23 protein-coding genes are annotated in these 23940 nt (G+C 57.9%); 4 read left to right on the forward strand and 19 right to left on the reverse strand.

Annotated features, from left to right (window positions below; all coding sequences use genetic code 11):
- Positions 1–148 precede the first annotated feature (148 nt).
- From GSVR_RS13845 to gmhB, 11 genes are all read right to left on the reverse strand, one after another.
- Entirely contained in the window at positions 149–2116 is a 1968-nt protein-coding gene (locus tag GSVR_RS13845; protein WP_173201815.1) for an ATP-binding protein, read from the reverse strand.
- 84 nt (positions 2117–2200) lie between these two features.
- Positions 2201–2809: a 5'-deoxynucleotidase gene (gene yfbR / locus GSVR_RS13850; protein ID WP_173201816.1), complete on the reverse strand. Its 609-nt coding sequence runs from the start codon at positions 2807–2809 to the stop codon at positions 2201–2203.
- Positions 2806–3138: a nucleotidyltransferase domain-containing protein gene (locus GSVR_RS13855; protein ID WP_173201817.1), complete on the reverse strand. Its 333-nt coding sequence runs from the start codon at positions 3136–3138 to the stop codon at positions 2806–2808. The genes yfbR and GSVR_RS13855 overlap by 4 nt, the downstream gene beginning before the upstream one ends.
- Positions 3125–3547 (reverse strand): nucleotidyltransferase substrate binding protein, encoded by a 423-nt coding sequence (locus GSVR_RS13860; RefSeq protein WP_173201818.1) that lies wholly within the window; start codon positions 3545–3547, stop codon positions 3125–3127. The genes GSVR_RS13855 and GSVR_RS13860 overlap by 14 nt, the downstream gene beginning before the upstream one ends.
- A gap of 173 nt (positions 3548–3720) precedes the next feature.
- Positions 3721–4863: a deoxyguanosinetriphosphate triphosphohydrolase gene (locus tag GSVR_RS13865; protein ID WP_173201819.1), complete on the reverse strand. Its 1143-nt coding sequence runs from the start codon at positions 4861–4863 to the stop codon at positions 3721–3723.
- Positions 4864–4971: 108 nt separating this feature from the next.
- Positions 4972–6072, reverse strand: a complete 1101-nt coding sequence (gene rodA, locus GSVR_RS13870; RefSeq protein ID WP_173201820.1) for a rod shape-determining protein RodA — start codon at positions 6070–6072, stop codon at positions 4972–4974.
- On the reverse strand, positions 6069–7970 hold the full coding sequence (mrdA, locus tag GSVR_RS13875; RefSeq protein WP_173201821.1) for a penicillin-binding protein 2: 1902 nt from the start codon (positions 7968–7970) through the stop codon (positions 6069–6071). Before mrdA ends, rodA begins: the two co-directional genes overlap by 4 nt.
- The gene (mreD, locus tag GSVR_RS13880; RefSeq protein ID WP_173201822.1) at positions 7967–8461 is read right to left on the reverse strand and encodes a rod shape-determining protein MreD; all 495 of its coding nucleotides are present in this window, start codon (positions 8459–8461) and stop codon (positions 7967–7969) included. Before mreD ends, mrdA begins: the two co-directional genes overlap by 4 nt.
- Positions 8454–9275 (reverse strand): rod shape-determining protein MreC, encoded by an 822-nt coding sequence (gene mreC / locus GSVR_RS13885; RefSeq protein WP_173201823.1) that lies wholly within the window; start codon positions 9273–9275, stop codon positions 8454–8456. The genes mreD and mreC overlap by 8 nt, the downstream gene beginning before the upstream one ends.
- A 57-nt stretch (positions 9276–9332) precedes the next feature.
- Positions 9333–10226, reverse strand: a complete 894-nt coding sequence (gene rfbA / locus GSVR_RS13890) for a glucose-1-phosphate thymidylyltransferase RfbA (RefSeq protein ID WP_173201824.1) — start codon at positions 10224–10226, stop codon at positions 9333–9335.
- A gap of 70 nt (positions 10227–10296) precedes the next feature.
- On the reverse strand, positions 10297–10884 hold the full coding sequence (gene gmhB / locus GSVR_RS13895; RefSeq protein ID WP_370552083.1) for a D-glycero-beta-D-manno-heptose 1,7-bisphosphate 7-phosphatase: 588 nt from the start codon (positions 10882–10884) through the stop codon (positions 10297–10299).
- Between the two features lie 42 nt (positions 10885–10926).
- Between gmhB and GSVR_RS13900 the strand changes: the two genes are divergently transcribed.
- On the forward strand, positions 10927–11979 hold the full coding sequence (locus tag GSVR_RS13900; protein ID WP_305040930.1) for a 3-deoxy-7-phosphoheptulonate synthase: 1053 nt from the start codon (positions 10927–10929) through the stop codon (positions 11977–11979).
- A gap of 43 nt (positions 11980–12022) precedes the next feature.
- Here GSVR_RS13900 and sppA read toward each other — a convergent pair whose 3' ends face one another.
- The gene (gene sppA / locus GSVR_RS13905; protein WP_173201826.1) at positions 12023–12913 is read right to left on the reverse strand and encodes a signal peptide peptidase SppA; all 891 of its coding nucleotides are present in this window, start codon (positions 12911–12913) and stop codon (positions 12023–12025) included.
- 65 nt (positions 12914–12978) lie between these two features.
- Here sppA and GSVR_RS13910 point away from each other — a divergent pair, with 65 nt between their 5' ends.
- A complete protein-coding gene (locus tag GSVR_RS13910) occupies positions 12979–13458 on the forward strand; it encodes a metallophosphoesterase (RefSeq protein ID WP_173201827.1) in 480 nt (159 codons plus the stop codon).
- A 147-nt stretch (positions 13459–13605) separates the two neighbouring features.
- Here the strand turns inward: GSVR_RS13910 and pssA are convergent, their stop codons facing one another.
- The 7 genes from pssA to GSVR_RS13945 all read right to left on the reverse strand — a co-directional run bounded on the left by pssA (position 13606) and on the right by GSVR_RS13945 (position 21477).
- On the reverse strand, positions 13606–14433 hold the full coding sequence (gene pssA, locus GSVR_RS13915) for a CDP-diacylglycerol--serine O-phosphatidyltransferase (protein WP_173201828.1): 828 nt from the start codon (positions 14431–14433) through the stop codon (positions 13606–13608).
- 14 nt (positions 14434–14447) lie between these two features.
- Positions 14448–15107 carry a phosphatidylserine decarboxylase family protein gene (locus GSVR_RS13920; protein WP_173201829.1) on the reverse strand — a complete coding sequence of 220 codons (660 nt, stop codon included), beginning with the start codon at positions 15105–15107 and terminating at the stop codon, positions 14448–14450.
- Between the two features lie 149 nt (positions 15108–15256).
- Positions 15257–16267 (reverse strand): ketol-acid reductoisomerase, encoded by a 1011-nt coding sequence (gene ilvC, locus GSVR_RS13925; protein ID WP_173201830.1) that lies wholly within the window; start codon positions 16265–16267, stop codon positions 15257–15259.
- Positions 16268–16549: 282 nt separating this feature from the next.
- Entirely contained in the window at positions 16550–17041 is a 492-nt protein-coding gene (gene ilvN, locus GSVR_RS13930; protein ID WP_173201831.1) for an acetolactate synthase small subunit, read from the reverse strand.
- Positions 17042–17201: 160 nt separating this feature from the next.
- Positions 17202–18902 carry a biosynthetic-type acetolactate synthase large subunit gene (ilvB, locus tag GSVR_RS13935; protein WP_173201832.1) on the reverse strand — a complete coding sequence of 567 codons (1701 nt, stop codon included), beginning with the start codon at positions 18900–18902 and terminating at the stop codon, positions 17202–17204.
- A gap of 147 nt (positions 18903–19049) precedes the next feature.
- Positions 19050–20711 carry a dihydroxy-acid dehydratase gene (ilvD, locus tag GSVR_RS13940; protein ID WP_173201833.1) on the reverse strand — a complete coding sequence of 554 codons (1662 nt, stop codon included), beginning with the start codon at positions 20709–20711 and terminating at the stop codon, positions 19050–19052.
- Between the two features lie 418 nt (positions 20712–21129).
- A complete protein-coding gene (locus tag GSVR_RS13945; RefSeq protein WP_173201834.1) occupies positions 21130–21477 on the reverse strand; it encodes a helix-turn-helix domain-containing protein in 348 nt (115 codons plus the stop codon).
- Positions 21478–21725: 248 nt separating this feature from the next.
- Here GSVR_RS13945 and GSVR_RS13950 point away from each other — a divergent pair, with 248 nt between their 5' ends.
- Together GSVR_RS13950 and GSVR_RS13955 are read left to right on the forward strand one after the other, a co-directional pair.
- Positions 21726–23366: a methyl-accepting chemotaxis protein gene (locus GSVR_RS13950; RefSeq protein WP_173201835.1), complete on the forward strand. Its 1641-nt coding sequence runs from the start codon at positions 21726–21728 to the stop codon at positions 23364–23366.
- 9 nt (positions 23367–23375) lie between these two features.
- Positions 23376–23882 (forward strand): chemotaxis protein CheW, encoded by a 507-nt coding sequence (locus tag GSVR_RS13955; protein WP_173201836.1) that lies wholly within the window; start codon positions 23376–23378, stop codon positions 23880–23882.
- The last annotated feature ends 58 nt before the right edge of the window (positions 23883–23940 follow it).

Below are 23940 nucleotides of genomic sequence, written 5' to 3' on the forward strand. Positions count from 1 at the left end.
GCCTGAAAACGCCGCGCGTCCCCGGACGTTCCACGAGTGGCCCATGTTCCCCGAAACAGTACAGCCCCGCCTTTCATAAAAGCGGGGCTGTACTGTTCTCGAGTACTGAAACGGTCAACGTTTCACGCTCTGCCATTTCGTTCGCGATTCAGAGAGGTTTCAGCATTTCCCGCCCCTGCAGGCACCGCTTCACTTCCTCCATCATGACGCCGATCTCGATGGGCTTGGAAACGTATCCGTCAAACCCCTGATCGAGAAAGTTCTGCCGGTCCTCGCGCAAGGCGTGCGCAGTCAGGGCAATGATCGGGGTATGGCCTCCCTTCTGTTTTTCACGTTCACGTATCAGTCGGGTGGCATCCATGCCATCCATGCCCGGCATCTGAATATCCATTAAAATCAGACTGTAACTGTTCTGCTCCCATTTCTCCACAACTTCGGTGCCGTTCTGGACCGACTCAAGGGTGTGGCCGAACTTTTCCAGGAACCTTGACAGAAACAGCCGGTTCAGGGCGTTGTCCTCAGCCAGAAGAATGTGCAGCGGCCGGCATTCAAACGTCGGTGCCCGTTCCCCTCCGCAGGGTTGACGGTGTTCGCCCCGTCCGGGTCCGGCAATAAAGGGGATTGCCACATGAAAGGTACTGCCGATCCCCTCCCCGCTCTCGACCTCGATGCTCCCGCCCATCAATTTCACCAGCTTGGCACAGATCGAAAGCCCCAGGCCGGTCCCGCCGAAATTTCGCGAAGTGGAATCGTCGGCCTGGGTGAAAGGATCGAATATCTTTTCGCGCACCTCCGGCTTGATGCCTACGCCCGTGTCGCTCACACTGAATCTGAGCACCACCGCATCCCCTGCACGTTCCTGCATGGCGATAGAAAGGACGATCCCCCCGCTGCTGGTGAACTTGATGGCATTGCCCAGAAGATTGAGCATGATCTGTTTCAGCCGGAGCTGATCGCCCATCAGGCCATCGGGAATATCGTCAGGGATGTCGGTACGGATCGTGAGTCCCTTGGTATAGAGAAGAGGCATCTGGGCCTGGACAAGGTCGCCGATACTCCTCCTGAGACTGAAAACGCTCTGTTCCAGTTCCAGTCTGCCGGCCTCGATCTTCGAAAAATCCAGGATTCCGTTGATCAACGACAGCAGGCTGTCCGAAGAAACCAGGATGGCATTCAGATATTCCTTTTGTATGGAGGAAAGCTCTGTGTACTCGAGAAGCTGGGCCATGCCCCTGATGGCGTTCATCGGTGTGCGGATCTCATGGCTCATATTGGCCAGGAACTCGCTCTTGGCACGGCTGCCCGCCTCGGCAGCGTCCTTGGCGGCAGCCAGTTTGTACTCGAACCTCTTCTGTTCGGTGACGTCGCGCGCTATGCCGAAGATAACATTTTCCCGCTCGTCAAAGTATGCATTCCATGACAGCCAGCAGCAGGTCCCATCTTTACGCAGGTAACGGTTTTCGAACGTTTGGGTGACAAAGGAGCCGCTCAATTGATTTTTTATCTCAGCTATCGTGCGCTGACGGTCATCGGGATGAATGAACTCGATCAGCGGCCGTGTCTGCAGTTCTTGTTCGGAATATCCCAGCACACGGGAAAAAGAGGGATTGGTGCGTTTGAAATACCCGTCCGCCCCCGCGATACACATCAGTTCGGAAGAGGTGAGAAAAAATTGGAAATAGCGGGCCCGCTCAATCTCGGCCATCTTGCGGGTCGTGATGTCGGTAATTACGGCCTGCGCGAACATGATGCCATCGGCATTCAGGATCGGCGTATTTGATATGTGATACCAGCGATTGTCCCGGGGATTCTTCACTTCCCAGCGCTGGCTCTCCCCGCAGAGCACCTTCTCATTGGCGCACCAGGAGCAGACGTTGTCCAGCCCCTGAAGCGCCTGGTAACATGTCTCTCCGGTGGCATCGCGTCCGGTGCGCTCGATGAGACGGGTGTTCATGTATTGAATCCGGTAATCTGCCGAGCAGACGTACACAAATCCGTCAAATGCCTCAACCATTGCCCGGTAGTGCGATTCGCCCAACTGCAGGGGCATACCGGCGCCGGTGCGCTCGTTGTTTCCGGCTGTTCCGTCCGATTGAGACCGATCCGTCACATTCATAACAATTCCATGCCCTCTCACAGCATCTTGTCAGGCCGCCTCCGCTCGATCCCCCTTTTTACACGGACAGGAGAGCTGAGGCGCTTACCCCAGGTTCAACTCGTCCAGCGAAAGCCGGTAACCCGGCAGGAACTTCTCCAGAAAGTAGCGCACCTCGGGCAGCGGGCTGGCAGTCAGGTGGTCCAGATGTTCAGCGCCAGCCCGGCGGAATTCGAGATTGCCCGTCTTCTCCTCCTCGATGCATTTCAGCAGGGCGGCGATCTTGTCGGCCGCCTTGACCAGCGCAACATGCTCCGGCTCGTCCGCAAAGAAGAACAGCGGCTCATATTCCTCGGCCAGCTCGGGGGGCAGCATGGCCAGCAGCTTGCGCCGCGCCTGCTCCTCCAGTTGGTGATAGGAGCGTTTGAGACGGGGATTGAAGTGCTTCACCGGGGTGGGCATGTCTCCGGTGAAGATTTCGCTGGCATCGTGAAACACGCCTAAAAGGGCGATCCTGTTCGGGTCGAGATCACCGTCGAAATAGGTGTTGCGGATCATGGCCAGGGCATGGGCGATGATGGCCACATCCAGGCTGTGCTCCTGGATATTCTCCGGAACGGTGTTGCGCATCAGCCCCCAGCGGCTGATGTAGCGCATGCGGGAGAGAAAAGCGAAAAAGTCGTACTGTTCGGGTTTGGTGGATTTGTCTCTCATGGCTCGGGCTTTCTTTCATAAAAAACGACTCCGACCCGTCTGATGTGGTCGAGCAGGTCGCTGTTGTAGATCTGGTGCAGCAGGGAGAGATCTATCGTATAGGGAAGCAGCAGGTCATCCAACTGGTTCTCGATCCGCAGCAACTGCGAATGAGTAACGTCTTCCCCCTTAATCGTCAGATCGATATCCGAGCCGTTGCGGAAACGCCCCATCGCCCGCGAACCATAGAGGATCACCCGTTCGATCTCCGGCACGGTGGAAAACACGTCGTTGATCTTCTCGATGGTGCTTTCCTTGAGTCCATACCTATGCTCGTCATCTGTCCGCATCGAGCTGTTCCTGCATTCTTGTTTCGAATTCCTGAAAGAGACTCCAATAGTGAGTAAGCACCTTGTCGGCTATTTCGGCTGCTGTTTCTTCGTTGTAGGTGTGGGATGATTTGTTGCGGCTGACGATCATGTCCATCCATCCTTCGCCATCGTGCACCAGATTGCGTTTGAACGCCTCACGGGTAGCATCACGGGAGCCCATTATCACCGTATTTCCCTGGTAGTCGAAGAAATCTTTCATGACATTCCAGGCAAGTTCATGGACAAACTCGAATCCCTGAATCAGGCCTTGCCGTTCGAGTTCCGAAAGAGAGCGTTGGCGGCTGAGTTCAACTGCTTTACCCAGTTGCCTGAGGGCCTTTTGGTAATTGGCGAATCGTTGCTGCCAGCGAATGTCAGGTTGGTTCATGGTTTTCTTCTCCAGGTTATCTGCTTGAGGGCCTGAGAGTCGGAAACAGTATCACTGATACTTGCGATTCTTGATGCCACACTGTCGGGAACGTCCAATGAAAAATTTCGTTTTCTGCGCGGCGATATTTAACCATGACGGAGTAAAATACTCTATCACCACTCCACGCCTTTCTACACCCGCTCGTACGGTTCGAACAGCCGCTTGTATTCATCCAGGGCAAAACGGTCGGTCATGCCGGCGATGTAGTCGCAGACCACCCGATGAATGCCGCAGGTATCGAAGCGGGTCTGGTACTTGGGAGGCAGCAGGTTGGGATAGCGCAAGTAGGTTTCGAACAGGCGGGTGATGAAGATCTCGGCCTTGACACGCATCTTGTCCACCTTGTGGTGGCGATAGAGATGGTCGAACAGGAAGCTTTTCAGCTCCATGTTCAGGATGGTGATCTCCTCGCTGAAATGGGCCACGGCCCGGTTGATCAGCCGCAGATCCTCCAGGCCGGCGATGCCGAACCGCTCCAGGTTGGTGGCAATGGTGCTGCAGACGTCGGTAATCTGCAGGCCGATCAGCGCGCTGATGGTCTGGTAGACCAGGCGCCTGTCGTCGATTGCCGGATATTTCCCGCGTACAGTGGCACTGACGCGCCTCCACAACTCGATGCGTCCCAGCATCTCCAGCGTAATGTATCCCGACTTCAGGCCGTCATCGATATCATGATTGTTGTAGGCGATCTCGTCGGCATAGTTGATGATCTGCGCCTCGATGGACGGTACCACGCCGGGCAGGAATCCGACCATGGCCTCCAGCGGCGCGTCGTAGGGGCTGGCGTGTTTGATGATCCCCTCCCGCACCTCCCAGGTCAGGTTGAGGCCATTGAAATTGGGGTAGCGCTCCTCCAGTTCATCCACAACGCGGTAGGACTGCAGGTTGTGTTCAAACCCGCCGTAGCCCTGCATCAGGTTGTCAAGCACCTCTTCGCCGGTATGGCCGAACGGCGTATGCCCCAGATCGTGCGCCAGGGCCAGGGCCTCGGTCAGCTCTTCGTTCAGATGCAACTGCCGGGCAATGGCCCGGCCTATCTGTGCCACCTCCAGGGAATGGGTCAGGCGGGTGCGGTAATAATCCCCTTCATGGTTGACAAAGACCTGAGTTTTGTACTCCAGCCGGCGAAATGCGGCACAATGGATGATCCGGTCGCGGTCGCGCTCAAAGGCGGGCCGGTTGTCGCGGTGTTCCTCAGGGTGCTTTCTGCCGAGTGACCGGGCGCTGGAGCAGGCATAAGCGGCCAGGTCGGTTCTCTCCGTAGATGGGTTCATAATCTTCTCCCCCCTGACAGGTGCGATAGTAGCGAATACCGGGACAATGCAAACGTTTCATCTCGGGAGCGGGTAATGGCCCCTCGAACGGAACGAGGCACCTCCGGGCTAGAACATGAACCTGCGCATGCTGATATTCTGCAGGATGCCGATGCCCACCATGGAGGTAATCATCGATGTGCCGCCATAGGAGAAGAAGGGCATCGGAACGCCGACTACCGGGAACATTCCGATCACCATGCCCATGTTGATCACGATGTGCCAGAAGAGCATGGCTGTCACCCCCATTGCCAGCAGACTGCCGAAACGGTCGTTGCAGCGCCGGGCAATATTGAGCCCCCACAGAACCAGGGAGAGATAAAGGATGATCAGTACCAGCGCTCCTATGAACCCCCACTCCTCGGTGAAAACGGAAAAAGCAAAATCGGTGTGCTGTTCCGGCAGAAACCGCAGCTGGGACTGGGTACCCTTGATGAACCCCTTGCCGAACAGCCCTCCCGACCCCACGGCGATTTTACTTTGAATAATGTGGTAACCACTGCCGAGGCGAGAACGCTCCGGGTTGAGGAAATCGAGAATGCGATTCTTCTGGTAGGGGCGCAGAAAATGGGACCAGGCCAGCCAGCAGGTCGGGATTGTAACGAGTATGAAACTGACGATCGTCGTCCAGCGCAAGCCGACGTAAAAGGTCATGGACATGGCGATCAGCACCACCAGCGTGGCCGTACCGAGATCGGGCTGCTTCATGATCAAAAGCGCCGGCACAGCCAATATCCCCAGCGGGAACATCAGGTCCCTGACCGTCATGCCGCCCGGCGCATGAAAATTATTGAAAAACCTGGCAAAGGTGATGATGATCACGATTTTCATCAGCTCGGAGGGCTGGATATTAAAGAAGCCGAGATGCAGCCAGCGGGTAGCTCCCATGGAACGCCGCCCCACCAGGAGCACCGCCACCAGCAGTAGAACCAGCAAAAAGTAGAGCCAATAGGAGAAATCCTCCAGGATGTGGTAATCGATACTGCAGATCAAAAGTGCGATGAACATGCCGAAGGCCATCCAGTAGAACTGCTTCACGTAGTAGGGAGCCCCGATGATCTTGTAGGGAGTAGTCGCACTGTAGATATTGACGATGCCCAGCATGCTGATCACGATAACGAGGCCGACCAGCATCCAGTCGATATTGGTGAACAACCGGCGATCGATCATGGCCGCCTTTCCTCCTGCCCATTCGGCGGCGTTTCTTCATCTGTTTCGTCATCCTGTGCGCTGTCAGCAGGTGCGGCCTTTTTAGGCGGCTTTTTCGAGTCAAACCATGCCCTCATGATGCGACCGGCAATCGGAGCGGCCGCTGAAGCGCCGTGCTCGCCATGCTCGACCACCACCGCCACCGCGATCTCCGGTTTTTCATAGGGGGCGAACGCCACGAACAGGGCATGATCGCGAAACTGGTATGGGGTGCCCTGTTTGCTGTCGCGCAGTTTCACTACCTGGGACGTGCCGGTCTTGCCGGCCACGGTCACATCGCCGAGCCGTGCCGCAGCACCGGTCCCTCCTGGTTCGTTCACAACGGCGAACAGCCCCTGTTTGACCAGCCGGAACTTATCGGCGGATATGCCGGTGGTGCCGATTACTTCAGGCTTGACTTCCTTCAGCGGCTTTCCGTCGCCGTCCACGACGCGTTTGACCAGATGGGGGCGATATATCGTTCCTTCGTTGGCCACGGTGGCAGTCATAGAGGCCAATTGGATGGGGGTCATCAACACGTAGCCCTGGCCAATGGCTACCGGCAACGTTTCGCCATGGAACCAGCGCTTGCCGAACCGCTTCAGTTTCCATTCTGTGCTGGGGATCATGCCCCCCTTTTCGTTGGTCAGGCCGATGCCCATGGGTGTGCCGAGCAGGAATTTCTTGGCAGTGGCCGCGATCAGATCGACCCCCAGGCGCTCTCCCAGTGCATAGTAATAGACGTCGCACGATTCGCGCAGCGACTTTTTCAGGTTGGTGCTCCCGTGACCATGCTTGTTCCAGCACTTGAAGGTCGAGGATCCGAGCTTGTAGGAACCGGTGCAGTTTACCGAAGTGGAGTCGTTGATCGCGCCATTCTCGAGCCCGGCCAGGGCACTGATGATCTTGAAGGTTGAGCCTGGGGGATACTGGCCGGTCAGGGCCTTGTTTTCCAGCGGGTGGCGCTTGTCCTCCAGGTATTCCTTCCACTTGTCGGCCGGAAGCTTGCCGCTGAACAGCGAGGGATCAAATCCGGGATTGCTGACAAAAGCCAGAATTTCACCGGTATTGACGTCCATGGCAACCGCCGCGCCGGCCTGGTCGCCGAATGCCCGTTCCGCACTCTTCTGTACCGCCGAGTCGATGGTCAGCACCACACTGTTGCCGACCGACGGAAGGGATTCGGAGACGGTCCTCAATACCCGGCCACGGGCATCCACCTCCAGTTGGCGGCCTCCGTCGCTGCCGTGCAGTTCCTGCTCCCAATTGCGTTCGATCCCGTTCTTGCCGATATAGTCGCCGGGATTGTACTCCTCGAAACCGGGGCGGTTGAGTTCATCCTCGGACACCTCACCGATGTATCCGAGCAGGTGGGACCCCATGTTCCCGTTGACATAGTCCCGCACCGGCTTCATTTCGATTTCGACCCCGGGCAGCCGCATCTTGTTTTCCTCGATGATCTCCACCTGGTCACGGCTGATGTTGGAAGCCAGCACGATCGGATAGTATTTGGCCCTTCCCTTGGCCTTGTCCCAGCGATCGGCCATCTCGGCCCTGTCAAGGCCAAGCAGGGCAGCCAGCTTGTTCAGCAGGTCGTCCTTGTCCTTGACCTCCTGGGGGATGACCGCCAGACTGAATGAAGGACGATTGCTGACCAGCACCGTGCCGTTGCGGTCCAGAATGGTGCCGCGCGAAGCGGCGATCGGCACGAACCGCAGACGGTTGTTCTCCGACATGCTGCGATAATCCTCGCCGCTCAATATCTGGAGATGCCAGAGACGCAGCAGGAGCACGAAGAAGATTGCGCCGACCACGAACGAGAGCACCATGGTCCGGTGCTTCATCTCCATGATTTCGCGAACGAAGCGCTTCTCTCTCATACGGTTTCCTCCTCACGGGCGAATACGGGCAGCAGAATGACCAGTGAGGCTGCAAAACAGTTGACCATGACGTGCGGTATCATTCCAGCACCGATCGAATAGGCGATGCCGGGGGTATTGGTAAACATGAACAACAGGAGGAGATTGGCGGTGAGGCAGGCCAGCGTCGCCACGGTGACCGTCACCACGAACAGAAAGCCGCTTTCGGCATACAGCCTGTCGGCAACGCTCTTGATGACCAGGAATATAATCAGGAAGGTAAAGGCATTGAGCCCGAGATACAGCCCGCTGAAGACATCCTTGAGCAGCCCCAGCAGCCATGCCAGTGGCGTTCCGGCCTGGTAGGACTCGCGCAGTGCCAGGTACACCATGATGATCAACAGCAGATCCGGTTTGAAATAGTCGGCAATGTAGACCGGCAGGACCGAGGTCTGCAGGATAATCGCCAGTACGACGGCGCCGGTCAGCTGCAGCGCCCCCCGCCTACTCATAGCCCCCCCGGAGGATCACCAGCACCTCTTCCAGATGGGCGGTATTGACTGCCGGCCTGATCGTTACTGTTTGAAATATGCCGTATTCACCACGTTTTACCATGGTTACTTCACCAATCGGCATCCCTTTCATGAAAATGCCGCCGATGCCGGAGGCAACCACCAGGTCGCCGACCTTGACATCTTCTTCGCGGGTCGTGAATTCAAGGCTGCAGAATCCGTCGCCTTTGCCTTTGACCACGCCGCGTGCCCGGGAACGTTGAATCGTGGCGGCAATGCCGCTGGCATGATCCGTCAGGAGCAGCACCCTGGCCGTGTCCCCGGAGACTTTGACGATCTGTCCCACGATGCCGTCGGCCGCGATCACGGCCATGCCTTCGCGCAGGCCGCTGGAACTGCCGCGGTCAATCAGCATAGTCCTGAACCAGGAGGAAATATCCTCACCCACAATGGATGCGGTCAAGGTGGGCGCCTTGACCGTCTCCTTCACTCCCAGCAGGCGCGAGAGCCGCTGGTTGGCGTACAGTGCCTCGTTGCCGGCCACTACCCGCTCGTTCAGGGCCCTGATCTCCTCACGCAGCTTCAGATTCTCCTTGTGCACATGCACCAGGCTGACATAACCGTCCCAGACCTCTTCGAAAAAATCGCTGACATATGCCGCCGGTTTCAATACCGGCCCGAACACGTTCATGACGCTGCGCTCAACCAGATTGGCTTCGCGGTTGCGGGGAACGTTCAACGAATAGAATATCAGGGCCAGCAGCACGCCGACACCGGTCAGGACTGTCAATCCGTATTTTTTAAAAAATTCCATGCATCATTTCCGTCACAAATGGACTGCAGGATGTCTGTACCAGCCTTTTCACGATGTTCAGGCGCACAGCAGCTCTGCCTCGTGATAGACACGCTGCAGGTAGCTGCGATACGAGGAGGCGGGGGTGCTGTCGATCACCTGCTGCATCTGCGCGCAGTCGATGAACCCCCGGCGCAGGGCGATCTCCTCCAGGCAGGCAATTTTAAGGCCTTGGCGGGATTCGATGGTTTCGATGAAGATGCTCGCTTCCAAGAGGCTCTTGTGGGTACCGGTGTCCAGCCAGGCGATGCCGCGCCCCAGGCGTTCGACGGTCAATTCCCCACGGCGCAGATACTCCAGGTTGACGTCGGTAATTTCAAGCTCGCCACGCGCCGAAGGTGCGATCGACTTGGCTATGGCTACGACGTTCCGGTCGTACAGATAGAGTCCGGGCACGGCGTAGTGGGATTTCGGCTGTTTCGGCTTCTCCTCGATGCTGAGCACCTTTCCGGTTGGGTCGAATTCCACCACCCCATAGCGTTCCGGATCATGTACCTGGTAGCCGAAGATCCTTGCCCCGCCCGTGAATTCACCCACGATGCGGTCCAGGTTCATCTTGCCGTAAAAGATGTTGTCCCCCAGAATCAAGGCCACCGGTCGATCGTCGATAAAATCCTGGCCGATCAGAAAGGCCTGGGCGATCCCTTTCGGCTCCGGCTGCACCTTATAGGTGATCGAAATTCCCCAGCGGGACCCATCGCCGAGCAGTGTTACGAAACGCGGGGTATCCTGCGGTGTCGAAATCAGTAGTATGTCTTTGATGCCCGCTGCCATCAGGGTTGCCAAAGGGTAGTAAATCATCGGTTTGTCGTAGACCGGCTGGAGCTGCTTGCTGGCAACGAGGGTCAGGGGGTAGAGCCGGCTGCCCGCTCCGCCTGCCAGAATGATGCCTTTGGTAATGCCCTGGGACATGGAAGATCCTTCCTTTCAAATCAAGTAATTGAATATCATTACACGCCTGCCCCCCCGGTGTCAAACCCGTTCAGCGGGATTGCAACCGGACTGCCGCTGCGTAGAGATCGTCGTAGACATCGACCCCCGGAGGCATCAGTTTTTCCTCTCCGCTGCCGTATCCGCTCCTCACCAGAACCGGCCGGCAGCCGGCCGCCATGGCAGCTTCGACATCGATCCGTTTATCGCCGATCATCACCGAGGCGGACAGATCGATGCCGAATCGCACGGCAGCATCCACGAGCATTCCCGGCAACGGCTTGCGGCAGCGGCACGGCAGGGCGTAGCTCCCCTTCCCGTCCGGGTGGTGGGGACAGTACAGCCAGGCATCCACCCGTGCCCCGGACCGCTCCAGTTCCGCGGCGATATGGCGATGCAAGGTCTCCACATCTTCCTCACCGTAATACCCCCGGGCTACGCCGGACTGATTGGTGACAACCACCACCAGAAAACCGGCATCGTTCAGAATCCGGATCGCCTCGGGTGCACCTGGCACGAATTCGAAATCCTCGATCCGGTAGAGATATTCCTTCTCCTGATTGATGGTGCCATCCCTGTCCAGAAATACAGCCCGCTTCATGTGAACATATTCTCCTTTGACAAACTCCTGAAAAACAATTAAAGAGAGTAACTTACTCCTCTTTCAAGGAACGGACTGAACATGATCAAGACCAACAATCTGAAAATTTCGGCGATCACCCCGATTATAGCACCGGCCGACCTGCGGCAGGTCCTGCCGCTTTCCGACAGCGACCGGGCCTTTGTCAGCACGAGCCGCGAGCGCATCAAGAACATCCTTCAGCGCCGGGACCCTCGCTTGATGGTGGTGGTCGGTCCTTGTTCGATCCACGATCCGGAGGCGGCCATCGATTACGCCAAGCGCCTGGCGGCCCTTTCCCGCCGAGTGGAGGACCAACTGCTGTTGATCATGCGGGTCTACTTCGAGAAACCCCGCACCACGGTCGGCTGGAAAGGGCTGATCAACGACCCGGACATGAACGGCAGCCACATGATATCCAAGGGGCTCGGCATCGCCCGGGGACTGCTCAGCAGGCTTACGCAGCTGGGCGTGCCGGTGGCCAACGAGATGCTCGACCCGATTACCCCCGAGTACGTGGCGGACATGATCAGCTGGGGAGCCATCGGCGCCCGCACCACCGAATCCCAGACTCATCGCGAACTGGCCAGCGGCTTGTCCTTTCCGATCGGCTTCAAGAACGGTACCGACGGCAACCTGCAGATCGCTATCGATGCCATGATCGCGGCCCAGCACCCGCACAGCTTCCTGGGGATCAACCGCGAGGGGCGCACGTCGATCATCCGGACCACCGGCAACCCCGATGTGCATATCGTCCTGCGGGGGAGCTCACGCAAACCCAATTACCATGTCGAGGACATCGCCCAGACCGAAGAGAGCCTCAGAAAGAACAACCTGTTTCCGACCATCATGGTTGACTGCAGCCACGGCAATTCCAACAAGGATTACCTGAAGCAGCCGCTCGTACTGGAGAGTGTCGTTCAGCAGGTCGTGGAGGGAAACAGGTCCATTTCGGGGGTCATGATCGAAAGTTTTCTGTCTGCCGGCAACCAGAAGGTTCCGGCCGACCACAGCCAGTTGAAGTACGGGGTTTCGATCACCGACGCCTGTATCGACTGGCCGACGACCGAGCAGATTCTGCTGGATGCTCACGCAAGGCTTAAAAACAGAGGCTAAGGCCAAGGTTAAGGTTGAGGTTTTTTCTTAACCTTAACCTGCTTCATTCCGCCTCATACATCAGCTTCATGCCGCCGGCCGCTTGGCCCAGCGCATTCTTGAAACTCCCCTCCGCCCCTTCCACCAGCAGATCCATGTAATTCAGCTTCTTCTTCGGGGGCAGCACTACCTCCGGCTCCCCTTTTATGCCCGCCTGCCGGCCCGCCTCCTCCACGGCATCCTGCAATGTCCCGAGGCGGTCCACCAGTTTCAGGGCCAGAGCCTGCTCGCCGGAAAGAATCCGGCCATCGGCGATCTTGCGCACATCTTCGACCGGCAGTTTACGCCCGGCTGCCACGGCACGGACGAACTGCTCATGGGTGTTGTCGATCACCGCCTGGAGCATGGCCCGGTCCTCGGGGGACATCTGGCGCAACGGAGATCCTGAATCCTTGTACTTGCCCGTCTTCAGCGTATAGGACTTGATTCCGATCTTGTCCATCAGGGTTTCGATGTTCGAAAGCTTGAGAATCACTCCTATGCTGGCGGTGATGGTGCCGGGGTTGGCAAATATCATCGAAGCCGGGGCCGAAATATAGTAGCCCCCTGAGGCGGCCAGACTCCCCATCGAGACGATGATCTTCTTCTTGGCCGCGAATTTCGCCACCTGATCGCTGATTTCCTGGGAGGGAGCCACAACGCCGCCGGGAGAATCCACCCGCAGCACAACGGCCTTGATATCGTCCTTTTTGAGGAAATACCGCAACTGTCGGATGGTATCCTTGGAGTCGAGGATCATGCCTTTGACCTCAACCAGCCCCACCCCTTCACCTGCAACCAGTTTTGACTCGCTGTCGGTCCCGATCAGACTCTTGGCAATCTGCACCGAGACCAGGAAAAGTACCATCACGAAGAGGATGGCGCCACCTACGACGAAGAGTGTTCTTTTGGACATGGTCGGCCCTGCCTGGGGAGAATTTGTATTTTCATTAGAGAAAGGCATCTGCTACAGTGTCAGTCATGCGTATTATAGTCATGTCAGACACTCACGGCAACTACCCGCAGGCTCTCAAGGCCTGTCAGCAGGCGGAACCTTTCGATCTGGTCATACATCTCGGTGACGGCGGCGACGACGTGGACGTACTGTCGCACTGCCTCGACAGGGAGGTCATTCATGTGGCCGGCAACTGCGACCACGGTTCAAAGGCTCCCCGCGAGCTGATCCGGGAGTGTGCCGGTAAACGGTTGTTGCTGCTGCATGGCGATCAGTATCGTGTCAAAAGAGGGCTGCAGGATCTCGAACGCCACGCATCGGCACTCGGGGTGGATGCGGTACTGTTCGGACATACCCACTGTGCCGCCGTGGTACCCCTGTCCGGCATGCTGTTCGTCAACCCCGGCACCCTGATCAAGACCGGCAGCGCCAATACCTTTGCCATCCTTGAAATCGGTCCGTCAGGGATCGATGCCAGCCTGCACGAGATCGACCCCAGTCTCTGATCACTGAAGAAAATCGGTACTCCGAAAGGACCGTCCCCCTCGTCTTCCCGACCGGAAGGAGGGCTGCCAGCCTTCTCCGCGGCAACCACCCATAAAACAGGGCGGGTGTAAAAACCCGCCCTTCCACGTCACGTCCAATAATTCCTGCTATTGTTCACCGGAGCGGTGCGAGGCCTCATGCCCCTTATGCACCGCCTTCTCCAGTCTGCGGCGTCGCGGCCAGCTGCACAGGAATGCGATCGGCCCCGACAGCACATAACAGAGCATGATTGCAAAGGTCATCACCACCGGTTCGGCAGCAACCACGATCAGCACGACTATTGCCAGCAGCAGGAATCCGAATGGCTGACGCTTGATCAGGGCCGGGTCCTTGAAGGAATAGTACCGGAAATTGGATACCATCAGAAATGCCAGCAGATAGATCAGGGTGATGACTGCCAGGCGCTTGAACATATACGGGGCCTGGATCAGTTCCTGGGGCAGCCGGTTGAAGTGATGGAAGAACAGTACGGTGGAGGCGACCATGCTGGCGGCTGCCGGTATAGGCAAGCCGACGAAGCGCTTGCTCTCAACCGTATTCACCTGCACGTTGAAACGGGCCAGCCGCAGCGCGCCGCAGGCCACAAACAGGAAAGCGGCCAGCCAGCCGACCCTGCCGAATGGTTTCAATGCCCAGGCATAGACCATCAGCGCCGGCGTCACGCCAAAGGCGACCAGATCGGCCAATGAATCGTATTCCACCCCGAACTTGCTGGTCGAACCGGTCATGCGCGCGATCTTGCCGTCCAGCCCGTCGCAGATGGCCGAAAGGAAGATCCACACAGCTGCGGTGCTGTAATTGCCGTTCAAGGTGGAGACCAGGCTGTAGAAACCGGCAAACAGGCTGCCGGTGGTCACCAGATTGGGCAGGATGTAGATGCCGCGCTTGATGTTTTCGTTTTTTTCCGTTGTCTCTTCCCGCGTCTCAGAGTTCATGCGTTTTCCCTGCCTTACCCGATACGGGCCAGCACCGTCTCGCCGGCCACGGTGGTATCGCCCAGCTTGACCTCCGGCGCTGCATCGGCCGGCAGATAGACATCCACTCGCGAGCCGAAACGGATCAGTCCGTAGCGCTCGCCGCGGATCAGGCGGTCGCCGACGCGTGGATAGCTGACGATCCGCCGTGCGATCAGTCCCGCGATCTGCACAAATGCCATTCTGACGCCGCGATCGGTTTCGAGAACGATCCCGTTGCGCTCGTTTTCGCATGATGCCCGGCCGTCCCGTGCATCGTAAAACTTACCGCACTCGTAATTCGTCTCCAGAACGGTGCCGTTGAAAGGCACCCTGTTGACATGCACATTGAAGACCGACATGAAAATGCTGATCTTGAGCGCTTCGCACTTGAGCGGCGTCTCCGGCACCCGTTCGACCACGATCACGGTTCCGTCGGCCGGAGCGACCACGGCACGCTCGTCAGCGGGCGGCGTCCGTTCGGGATTCCGGAAGAAGTAGAGCACGAAACCGGTGAGTAGAAGAGAGATGACAGCGGGGATGACGAGAACGATCGAACAGAGCTTCCAGGCGGAAAGTGCCAGCAGCAACGTCAATCCGAGGGAAAAAGCGATGAAGGGATAGCCTTCCCTGGCAAAAGGGGTATTTTTGTTCATGCAACCTGCCTGACCCGAAAAAGACGGGCTTACCACTTTGAAATTTCCCCCGGAGGGGATCCGGCAGTCAAACGTGCGGACACCCCTTTCCCCATCTCCTTACAGAGATCAACGGGCAAAGGGGTGTCCAATGACGAAAAAGGGTTACCCTAGTTCTTGGTCTTGTCGACGATCTTTTGGATCCAGGGCATCATGCTCCGGAGACGTTCGCCGACCTGCTCGATCGGATGGGCGGCATTGAGACGGCGACGGGCAGTCATTTCGGGATAGTTAGACATCCCTTCCAGGATGAAGCGCTTGGCGTACTCGCCGGTCTGAATGTTCTTCAGGCACTCCTTCATGGCAGCCCGGCTCTGATCGTTGATGACCTGCGGACCGGTGACGTACTCGCCGTACTCGGCATTATTGGAGATGGAGTAGTTCATGTTGGCGATACCCCCCTCGTACATGAGGTCCACGATCAGCTTCAGCTCGTGCAGGCACTCGAAGTAGGCCATCTCAGGAGCATATCCTGCATCCACCAGGGTTTCGAAACCGGCCTTCACCAATTCCACCGCCCCGCCGCACAGCACGGCCTGCTCGCCGAACAGGTCAGTCTCGGTCTCATCCTTGAAGGTGGTTTCGATGATGCCGGTACGGCCGCCGCCGATAGCGCTGGCGTAGGAGAGGGCCACGCTCCGGGCCTTGCCCGATGCATCCTGGAAAATGGCGATCAGGTCGGGAATTCCGCCCCCCTTCACGAACTCGGAACGAACGGTATGACCGGGCGCCTTGGGAGCGATCATGATAACATCCAGGTCGGCACGCGGCACGATCTGGTTGTAGTGGATGGCAAAGCCGTGGGCAAAGGCCAGGGTAGCGCCTTTTTTAAGTTTCGGCTCGATCTCTTCGCGGTACAGGCGGGACTGGAACTCGTCCGGAGTCAGGATCATCACCAGGTCGGCGGAGGCAACAGCCTCGGCAACGGTCGCCACCTTGAGGCCGGCATTCTTGGCCTTGGCCGCGGAAGCCGAGCCCTTGCGCAGCGCCACGGTAACATCAACGCCCGAATCCTTGAGGTTGCAGGCATGGGCATGTCCCTGAGAACCGTACCCGACAATGGTCACCTTTTTCTTTTTGATCAGTTTCAGATCACAGTCACGATCGTAATAAACCTTCATGCTCGAGCATCCTCCACACAAAATATCCGGGCAAACCGGTACAAACCCTTGATAAAACGATCAATCAATTTACTACATTATTCCGGGACCTGTCAATCAATTAGCATGGTCGGGCCGCCAGCACAGACTGCACTTCGGGCCGCTCAATGCAGTTTATTCGAGCATCCGGCTGGTTCGAATCCGCCGTCTCGGTCAACCGGAACAAACGCCAAACAAAAGAACCGCTCGACCCGGATGGCCCCAGCGGCTCTTCACCCTTTGACCGCAACCCAGAAAAGACGTTTACCCCTTCCACCCCTTTGAACCACGACCGATGGCAACCGCGCCGGTACGCACCAGTTCCTTCAAGCCCAACGGACGGAGCAGCTCCAGGATGGCGTCGATTTTGGCCGGATTACCGGTGGCCTCGATAGTATAGGACTTGGGAGTGACATCGATGATCTTGGCCCGGAAGATGTCGACGATCCGCAACACCTCTGCGCGACTTTGATCTTCGGCCGCGACCTTGACCAGGGCCATTTCGCGCTCCACACCGCCCCCCTCGGTAAAGTCGATCACCTTGATCACGTCGATCAGTTTGTTGAGCTGTTTGGTGATCTGCTCGAGGATGTTCTCGTCCCCCCTGGTGACCAGGGTCATGCGCGACATGCCCTCCTCGTTGGTGGGGGCCACGGTCAGGGAATCGATATTGAACCCCCGCCCGGAGAACAACGAGGCCACGCGGGACAGCACGCCGAATTCGTTCTCGACCAGTACGGAAATTGTATGTTGCATGGGGAAACCTCCAATCAAAACCAGTTAGCCACAGAGGCCGCAGAGAACACAGAGGTAAAAAACTTTCAAGCTTCCTCAGCGCTTCTTCGTATCCTTTTTGTGGTCAGCCTTCTCCGGCCTTCTCTGTGAACTCTGTGCCCTCCGTGGCAAAGAGCCTTATTTATGCATTCAGCACCATCTCGTTCAGCGATGCACCGGCCGGTACCATCGGCAGCACCTTTTCCTCACGGGCAACCTTGAATTCCATGATCACCGGCCCCGGCTCCTTGAAGCCCTGTTTGATGATCTTCTCTACCTCGCCCGGCTTGGAGGTACTGAATCCTTTGGCGCCGTAGGCTTCGGCCAGCTTGACGAAATCTACCGGCAACTCCATGCAGGTACTGGAGTAGCGTTTGTCGAAGAACAACTCCTGCCACTGGCGAACCATGCCGAGGAAATTATTGTTCAGGATCACGATCTTGACCGGCAGACGATTCTGGACCAGCGTCGCGATCTCCTGGATGTTCATCTGGACTCCGCCGTCGCCGCAAATCGTGATCACCTGGCGGTCGGGGAATGCCGCCTGGGCTCCCATGGCGGCCGGCAGACCGTAGCCCATGGTGCCGAGACCGCCGGATGACAGCAGTGTGCGCGGCCTGTTGAACTGGAAAAACTGCGCGGTCCACATCTGGTGCTGCCCTACGTCGGTCGAGACGATCGCATCCTCGTTCGACAGCTCGCGCAGCTTCTGGATGACGAACTGCGGCTTGATGGTCGTTGCGCTCTGTTTGTAGCTGGTGGGATGCTTCGCCTTCCAGCCGGCGATCTCCTCGTGCCAGGGGGTCAGGCGCGCCGCGAATTCGGCATGTTTATCCTTCAGCTTGTCCACCTGTTTGTTCATCTTGGACAGGACATCCTTGACATCCCCCACGATCGGCAGGTCAACGCGGACATTTTTCTTGATCGAGGTCGGATCGACGTCGATGTGGATGATCTTGGCGTGAGGGGCGAAGGTCGCTATTTTACCGGTGACGCGATCGTCGAAGCGTGCGCCGACGGCGACGATCATATCGCTGTGGGTCATGGCCATGTTGGCGCAGTAGGCGCCATGCATGCCCAGCATGCCGAGGGAATTCGGGTCGTTTTCGGGATAGGAGCCGAGCCCCATCAGGGTGGTGGTAACCGGTGCTGTCAGCTTGCGGGCCAGGGTGGTCAATTCCTCGGCAGCATTGCCCAGTACGACACCGCCGCCGACATACAGCACCGGACGCGAGGCTTCCAGCATCATGCCGACCGCCTTCTCGATCTGGCGGGAATGCCCGACCAGGTTGGGCTTGTAGCTGCGTATATCCACGGTCTCCGGATAGACGAACTCGGTCTGGGCAATCTGGACATCCTTGGGCAGATCGACCAGCACCGGGCCGGGCCGCCCGCTGCGCGCGATGTAGAAGGCCTTTTTCATGATGGTGGCCAGCTCATTGACATCCTTCACCAGAAAGCTGTGCTTGGTGCAGGGGCGGGTGATGCCGATGATGTCCACCTCCTGAAAGGCATCGTTGCCGATCAGGGCGGTCGGGACCTGACCGGTGATGATCACCATCGGGATCGAGTCCATGTAAGCCGTGGCGATACCGGTAACGGTATTGGTGGCGCCTGGCCCGGAGGTGGCAATGGCAACCCCGACCTTGCCGGTGGCGCGGGCATAGCCGTCTGCCGCATGGGTGCCGGCCTGCTCGTGGCGCGGCAGGATGTGGCGGATATCCTTGAAGCTGAAAAGCTCGTCGTAGATGTTGATCACCGTACCGCCGGGATAGCCGAAAACCGTATCGACCCCTTCCCGCTTCAGACACTCCAGCATTATGCGTGCACCGTTCATCTTCATAGCATTACCTCGGCTTATAAAGTCAAAAGTCTTTGCCACAGGGCCCCGGAGACAGCGAGAAAACCGAAGAGGTATCGAAAGTCGGACCTTTGGTTCGCCGATTTTCTCCGGCCTTCATCGGGTCACTGCGCCGAATTATACTGACCTTTAATCAGCGGTTGTGACTGCGCCGGTGTGGGCCGAGGTCACGACCTTGGCATAGCGCGACAGCCAACCGGTCTTGATTTTGGCCTCGGGAGCCTTCCAATTGGCGCGGCGGGCTGCCAGGGTGGCTTCGTCCACCAGAAGTTCCAGCCTGCGGGCCGGGATGTCCAGGAGAATCCGGTCGCCGTCTTCCACCAGTGCGATCGGTCCCCCTTGGGCCGCCTCGGGAGAGATGTGGCCGATGCAGGGTCCGCGGGTGCCGCCGGAGAAGCGGCCGTCGGTGATCAGAGCCACCGAATCCCCCAGCCCCATGCCCATGATGGCAGCGGTCGGTGCCAGCATCTCTCGCATGCCCGGTCCCCCCTTGGGGCCTTCATAACGGATGACTACAACATCGCCGGACACGATACGCCCTTCCATGATGGCGGCCATGGCCTGCTCTTCCGCATTGAAACAGCGGGCAATGCCTTCGAACTGCATCATCTTGTCGGAAACCCCCGACTGCTTGACCACCGCACCCTTGGGAGCGATGTTGCCGGACAGGATCGCGATGCCCCCCTCTTTCTTGACCGGGTTGGAGAGCGGGCGAATGACCTGTTCGTCCACGTTCTGGACGCTGTCGGCCAACTGCCGGGTGGTCAGACCGAACAGGGTCGGGGTATCCTTGATCTTGTCTCCCAGCTGTTTGAATACGCCGGCCACGCCGCCGGCCACATCCAGATCTTCCATGAAGTATTCGCCGGCCGGATTCATGGAGGAAAGCTGCGGCGTGTCTTTGGCCAGGACGTCGAACAGCTCCAGCGGCAGTTCCACCCCGGCCTCGTGGGCAATGGCCAGCAGGTGCAGCACCGTGTTGGATGAGCCTCCCAGGGCCAGGTCCACCCGGATGGCGTTCTCGAAGGCCTCGCGTGTCAGGATACTGCGCGGGGTGATGTTCTCGCGCACCAGGTCCACGATGCGTTCACCCGAGGCGAAAGCGATCCGGCGCTTCATTGCCGAAACCGCCAGGGCCGTACCGCAGCGCGGCAGGCTCATGCCCATGGTTTCGGTCAGGATCGCCATGGTGTTGGCGGTAAATAGTCCCTGACAGGAACCCATGCCGGGGCAGGCATTGTCCTCGCACACCTGCAGCTCCTTGTCGTCGATCACCCCGGCCTTATAACGCGCCATGGCCTCGAAGGTGTCGGAGACAAAGGAATACTGGCGGCCGGCCTGGCCGCGCCCGCTCATCATCGGACCGGCGGTCACGATGATGCAGGGAATGTCCAGCCGGGCTGCCGCCATCAGCATGCCAGGGGTGATCTTGTCGCAGTTGGTCAGGAGTACCAGGCCGTCCAGGCGGTGCGCCTCGGCCACCGACTCCACCATATCGGCGATCAGTTCGCGGGTCGGCAGGGAGTAGTGCATGCCCTTGTGCCCCATGGCAATGCCGTCGCAGACTCCGGGAATGCCGAAGAAGAAAGCATGGCCGCCGCCGGAATGGACCCCTTTTTCAATGAAACGTTCCAGGTCCCGCATGCCGACATGGCCGGGGATCAGGTCGGTGAAACTCGTGGCAACACCGATGAACGGCTTGTCCATCTGGGTCTGGGGAACGCCGGTACCTTTCAGTAGTGCCCGGTGCGGGGTACGCTCCAACCCTTTTTTTATCGTATCGCTTCTCATCGTTATCATCCTTTTATCCAATCATATGTTTCATGCCGTCAAACACCGTATTGATGCGGCATAAAAGGGGAAAAAAGATACTATATCAGGCGGGAGGGTGTCAACTCGGAATGCCCGGATTTGCTCAGACAAAAACATGACGCCTGCATGGGTTTTTCGCTGCGCTTATGCCTGAATCCTTCAAGGACGGCATCGGGAATTGGCAGGCGCCACTGCCCCGACGCCGGCGCCGAGCCGTACCAGAAGCAATTCGGCGGACAAAATGCAGCTTACCACATGTGTTTGGACCACCTTGCAGAGTACCGCTTTTCATTTGCCGAAAACGAGTTCTATGAACAGAATCCGGAAGAAATCAATTATGGATTTCAATTATCGGTAACTTCAAGCCAACCTATGTCTGAATTCGAATTACATCAAATCAAGAACCTGCCTTGCGACTACAAACCGGACTTGCGATACTGGACAGAACAAAGGAACGTATTTCATCGCTGGACAGGGACCGGTAACCTTTCACAAGCCTCATCTCATCCTCGGTCAACGCCCGTTCGTCTTTGTCGTCAAATAGCGCTCCTACTGGAATGTCGAGCGCGCTAGCAATCTGCTGCAGCCGCTCGGCGTTCAGGCGCGAAGATCCCCGCTCGTACTGCTGGACCTGCTGAAACGTCACGCCAATCCGTTCCGCAAGTTGTTCTTGCGTCAATCCGCGGCGTTTGCGGAATGCACGCAGTCGAGCCCCTATTTCCCCGTTTGTCGATATCTGTCCCATGACCGCACCCTGTGAAGCAGCTTACATGTACAATCAGCAGGCATACACTGGCATTTGCTTTAAAAATATTGATATTTACAAGTACCACTTGTATAGTACTCTTTCTTTAGCATACATGAAAATGCAGAGAATATTGAGTGGTGTCCCGCGCAGCGGCCCATCAGTAGGCATTTGATGAATATGCTCCGGTACAGTTTTCGGGATAGGCAGCGCCGGACAACTAAACAAACAACACCAGGGAGAATCACATGCAGATCCTGCACAACTTTAAGACAAAAACCAAGCTGATGGCTCTTATCACTCTGTTTTCCAGCATCTGCATCATGCTAGGAGCAATCGGCATCGGCAACATGTCGACGTTCTTTCAGCACGGAAAGGTTATGCACGACAGTGAAATGATGGGGCTCATGTACGCGGAGGAAATCGATGCCGGGATATTGCATGCGATCCGGGCCGAGAAAAATTTCATTCTGGCCAGCTCGTCGGAAGGGCGTACCAGGCAGGTGGAAATTTACAAGCAATCCTTGGCCAATCTGCACGAGAACATTGCCAAGGCCAAGCCGCTCTTCCGCACTGAAGCGGGCAAGGCGCTCATTGTCAAACTGGAAAAAGCGGTGGCGGAATGGGAGCCGGTAAGCTCCAGAGTCATGGAGCTTGCCGCGTCCGAAGCGCTTTCGTCAGAGCGCAAATCAGTCCAATTGTCGGAGGGAGAGGCGCGGGACAAGGTCCAGGCCGTAGAAAAGGCTGCCGCGGAAGTGGTCAAAAGGAAGCTGGCCAACGCCGGGAAGCTCGACAAGGAGACAGAAGAGGCATTCGTGATGAGCCGGGCGATCATGATCGCCCTGATCGTTGGAGGCATCGGGCTGGGGATCGCCGCGGGCCTGCTCATATCAGGCATGATCACCGGTCCGTTGAGACAGGCGGTGGCCGTGACAGAGGCCCTTGCTCAGGGAGACCTGACGCAGACCATTAACCTGGACCGCAAGGACGAGATGGGCCAGTTGGCAGATGCCATGAATACCATGGTCCAGAACCTGCGCGGCATGATCACCCAGACCGCCGACATCTCAACCGGTATCGCCTCGGCCTCCAACCAGCTTCACTCCACCTCGACCCAGATCGCCACCGGCGCGGAGGAGGTCGCTTCCCAGGCCAATACCGTGGCTACTGCCAGCGAGGAGATGTCCGCCACATCCACCGATATTGCCAGCAACTGTTCCATGGCGGCCGAGGCGTCCCGCCAGACCGCCAACTCGGCCAGTGCCGGCGCCCAGGTAGTCAACGAAACCATCACCGGCATGAACATCATCGCCGAGCGGGTGCGCCAGACCTCCCTGACCGTCGAGGCTTTGGGCAGCCGTTCCGATCAGATCGGCCAGATCGTCGGTACCATTGAGGACATTGCAGACCAGACCAACTTGCTGGCCCTGAACGCTGCCATCGAGGCGGCCCGGGCCGGCGAGCAAGGGCGCGGCTTCGCGGTCGTGGCCGACGAGGTGCGCGCCCTGGCGGAACGCACCACCAAGGCCACCCGGGAGATCGGCGAGATGATCAAGGCGATCCAGAAGGAAACCCAGGAGGCGGTCAAGGCTATGGAGGTCGGCGTCAGCGAGGTGGAAAAGGGAGCCGTGTCGTCCCAGAAGTCGGGCCAGGCCCTGGAGGAGATCCTGGAGCGGATCAACGAAGTCACCATGCAGGTGAATCAGATCGCCACGGCAGCTGAAGAACAGACCGCCACCACCAGCGAGGTGACCAGCAACATCCAGCAGATCACCGAGGTCGTCCACCAGACGGCGTGCGGCGCTGACGAGACAGCCACCGCAGCTTCACAACTGGCGCGGCAGGCCCAGGAGCTTCAGAATCTTGTCAGCCGCTTCCGGCTGGCATAAGGAGCGGACATGAACAACGTACCTGCGCTTATGGGTGAAGAAATCCTGACATCACGTGAGATCATCCAGTTGGTAAGCTTCGAGCTGGGGGGTGAGGAGTATGGTGTCGACGTGCTGGTGGTGCGAGAAATCATCCGCATACCCACCATCACGAGGATGCCCAACACGACGGATTACGTGGACGGCATCATCAATCTGCGCGGCACGGTGGTGCCGATCATCTCGCTGCGTAAGCGTTTCGGGCTGGATGAGCGGGAAGAGGACCGCCAGAGCCGCATCCTGGTCATGGAGGTGGGAGAAGGACTGACCGGATTTGTGGTCGATGCGGTTGCAGAGGTCATCCGCATATCCTCTGCGGAGATCCAGCCGCCGCCGGGCATCGTGCAGGGAAGTGTCGCCCAGGAATGCGTCACTGGCGTGGTCAACCGTACCGAGCGGCTGTTGATCATACTCGACCTCGACCGGCTTTTCGGCAACGACGAGCGGACGGCTATCGAGCTATTGTCGCGACAATAAATGGACACGAGGTCACCTCCAGCCCAAATATCAAAATCCAAAAACAAAACCTAGAAAC

The sequence above is a fragment of the Geobacter sp. SVR genome, assembly GCF_016865365.1.
GTDB lineage: Bacteria > Desulfobacterota > Desulfuromonadia > Geobacterales > Pseudopelobacteraceae > Pelotalea.

What these genes read in the sequence shown, in the direction of transcription:
- pssA (WP_173201828.1), bottom strand. Translation starts at nt 14,433, where the DNA reads ATGAACTCTGAGACGCGGGAAGAGACAACGGAAAAAAACGAAAACATC.
- GSVR_RS13910 (WP_173201827.1), top strand. Translation starts at nt 12,979, where the DNA reads ATGCGTATTATAGTCATGTCAGACACTCACGGCAACTACCCGCAGGCT.
- ilvB (WP_173201832.1), bottom strand. Translation starts at nt 18,902, where the DNA reads ATGAAGATGAACGGTGCACGCATAATGCTGGAGTGTCTGAAGCGGGAA.
- GSVR_RS13950 (WP_173201835.1), top strand. Translation starts at nt 21,726, where the DNA reads ATGCAGATCCTGCACAACTTTAAGACAAAAACCAAGCTGATGGCTCTT.
- mrdA (WP_173201821.1), bottom strand. Translation starts at nt 7,970, where the DNA reads ATGAGAGAGAAGCGCTTCGTTCGCGAAATCATGGAGATGAAGCACCGG.
- sppA (WP_173201826.1), bottom strand. Translation starts at nt 12,913, where the DNA reads ATGTCCAAAAGAACACTCTTCGTCGTAGGTGGCGCCATCCTCTTCGTG.
- GSVR_RS13860 (WP_173201818.1), bottom strand. Translation starts at nt 3,547, where the DNA reads ATGAACCAACCTGACATTCGCTGGCAGCAACGATTCGCCAATTACCAA.
- GSVR_RS13955 (WP_173201836.1), top strand. Translation starts at nt 23,376, where the DNA reads ATGAACAACGTACCTGCGCTTATGGGTGAAGAAATCCTGACATCACGT.
- mreC (WP_173201823.1), bottom strand. Translation starts at nt 9,275, where the DNA reads ATGGAATTTTTTAAAAAATACGGATTGACAGTCCTGACCGGTGTCGGC.
- GSVR_RS13900 (WP_305040930.1), top strand. Translation starts at nt 10,927, where the DNA reads ATGATCAAGACCAACAATCTGAAAATTTCGGCGATCACCCCGATTATA.
- GSVR_RS13845 (WP_173201815.1), bottom strand. Translation starts at nt 2,116, where the DNA reads ATGAATGTGACGGATCGGTCTCAATCGGACGGAACAGCCGGAAACAAC.
- ilvC (WP_173201830.1), bottom strand. Translation starts at nt 16,267, where the DNA reads ATGAAGGTTTATTACGATCGTGACTGTGATCTGAAACTGATCAAAAAG.
- rodA (WP_173201820.1), bottom strand. Translation starts at nt 6,072, where the DNA reads ATGATCGATCGCCGGTTGTTCACCAATATCGACTGGATGCTGGTCGGC.
- ilvD (WP_173201833.1), bottom strand. Translation starts at nt 20,711, where the DNA reads ATGAGAAGCGATACGATAAAAAAAGGGTTGGAGCGTACCCCGCACCGG.
- GSVR_RS13920 (WP_173201829.1), bottom strand. Translation starts at nt 15,107, where the DNA reads ATGAACAAAAATACCCCTTTTGCCAGGGAAGGCTATCCCTTCATCGCT.
- ilvN (WP_173201831.1), bottom strand. Translation starts at nt 17,041, where the DNA reads ATGCAACATACAATTTCCGTACTGGTCGAGAACGAATTCGGCGTGCTG.
- mreD (WP_173201822.1), bottom strand. Translation starts at nt 8,461, where the DNA reads ATGAGTAGGCGGGGGGCGCTGCAGCTGACCGGCGCCGTCGTACTGGCG.
- GSVR_RS13945 (WP_173201834.1), bottom strand. Translation starts at nt 21,477, where the DNA reads ATGGGACAGATATCGACAAACGGGGAAATAGGGGCTCGACTGCGTGCA.
- rfbA (WP_173201824.1), bottom strand. Translation starts at nt 10,226, where the DNA reads ATGTCCCAGGGCATTACCAAAGGCATCATTCTGGCAGGCGGAGCGGGC.
- GSVR_RS13855 (WP_173201817.1), bottom strand. Translation starts at nt 3,138, where the DNA reads ATGCGGACAGATGACGAGCATAGGTATGGACTCAAGGAAAGCACCATC.
- GSVR_RS13865 (WP_173201819.1), bottom strand. Translation starts at nt 4,863, where the DNA reads ATGAACCCATCTACGGAGAGAACCGACCTGGCCGCTTATGCCTGCTCC.
- yfbR (WP_173201816.1), bottom strand. Translation starts at nt 2,809, where the DNA reads ATGAGAGACAAATCCACCAAACCCGAACAGTACGACTTTTTCGCTTTT.